Annotated in this window: 1 protein-coding gene; it reads left to right on the forward strand. The window is 39.5% G+C overall.

Annotated features, from left to right (window positions below):
• Positions 1 to 368: 368 nt before the first annotated feature.
• Positions 369 to 1,196: IS4 family transposase (locus H525_RS0121295; RefSeq protein WP_027417850.1), on the forward strand; the 828-nt coding region annotated here is incomplete at its 3' end.

Consider the following 1,196-nt stretch of genomic DNA (forward strand, 5'->3'; position numbering starts at 1 on the left):
TTACATTCACCAATTTTTTGTAATTTGCTACACCTATTGATATGATTTCAGACTGAACAGCCTCGATTTTCACCCGTTTTCTTTGTCTTACGCAACGTTTTTCCGTTTTCGGGCAGACTTCTCCCGTTTATATAAAGTAGATGGTTTGGGATATTTGGCCGAATGAAGCTTTCTCGATTAAGGTGGACCCCATCGTCAAGACACGGATTTTAATAATTTAAGGTAGGTCACTAGTGTTGCATTAATTATATTTCAGTATTAAAAATCATCCCAATATTGAAATTTATTGTTTTTGCCAATAAAAAAATCCTTTACAATGGAAAGTACAGGTGGTTTCCTGTCCAAATCCAATATAAAGGATTACATCTATGGACAAGAATACACGAAAATCTTCATTTAGTAAATGGATATCGCCGATAAATCTTCAAAATCTTTTTGAACTGGTAGAACTCCATAAACAAGATATTTATACGAAAAAGCTAACGACTGAAGCTTATATCAAGCTGCTTCTTTTTTCACACTTACAGGAAACGGAAAGCCTTCACGCCCTAAGCGATGCTTTACTGGATACGGACCTTCAAAAAACCGTAGGTTTCGAGTCGATTAGTGTCTCACAGTTATCCCGAAAAAATAATAGCGTGGAACCAGCGATACTTTCCTGTGTTTTCTTAGATCTCGTGCAAAAAATCCAAGGGTTTCATCAAAAAATCGTAAAAACGATGCCGTTGAAGATCATTGATTCCAGCACTTTACCCTTGAACCTCACGCATTATAAATGGGCGAAGTTCCGGAAAACAAAAGCAGGCGTGAAACTTCACCTTCGGTTAGTTTTCATGGATAAAAACACGGCTTATCCTGATAAAGCGATCATTACAACAACCAAGGAACATGATCGCGGCCAGCTGGAAGTGCTAGTCGATGACAAAGAAGCCATGTACGTATTTGACCGAGGATATGTAGATTACGAACGCTTTGACCGGATGACCGATGATGGATACTTTTTTGTTTCGCGACTCAAGAAGAATGCGGTGATACATGAGATCCACTCCTTCTCTCTTTCGAAGGAAGGTACGGTTTTGTCAGATCGAATGGTCTATATCGGGACGACGCAGAATCGGGCAGAGAACACCTTTCGGATTTTGGAGGTAGTGGATACGAAAGGAAATAACCTTCGGCTGATCACAAACCGTTTCGAT

Source organism: Aneurinibacillus terranovensis DSM 18919 (assembly GCF_000430625.1).
Taxonomy (GTDB): Bacteria; Bacillota; Bacilli; order Aneurinibacillales; family Aneurinibacillaceae; genus Aneurinibacillus_B; species Aneurinibacillus_B terranovensis.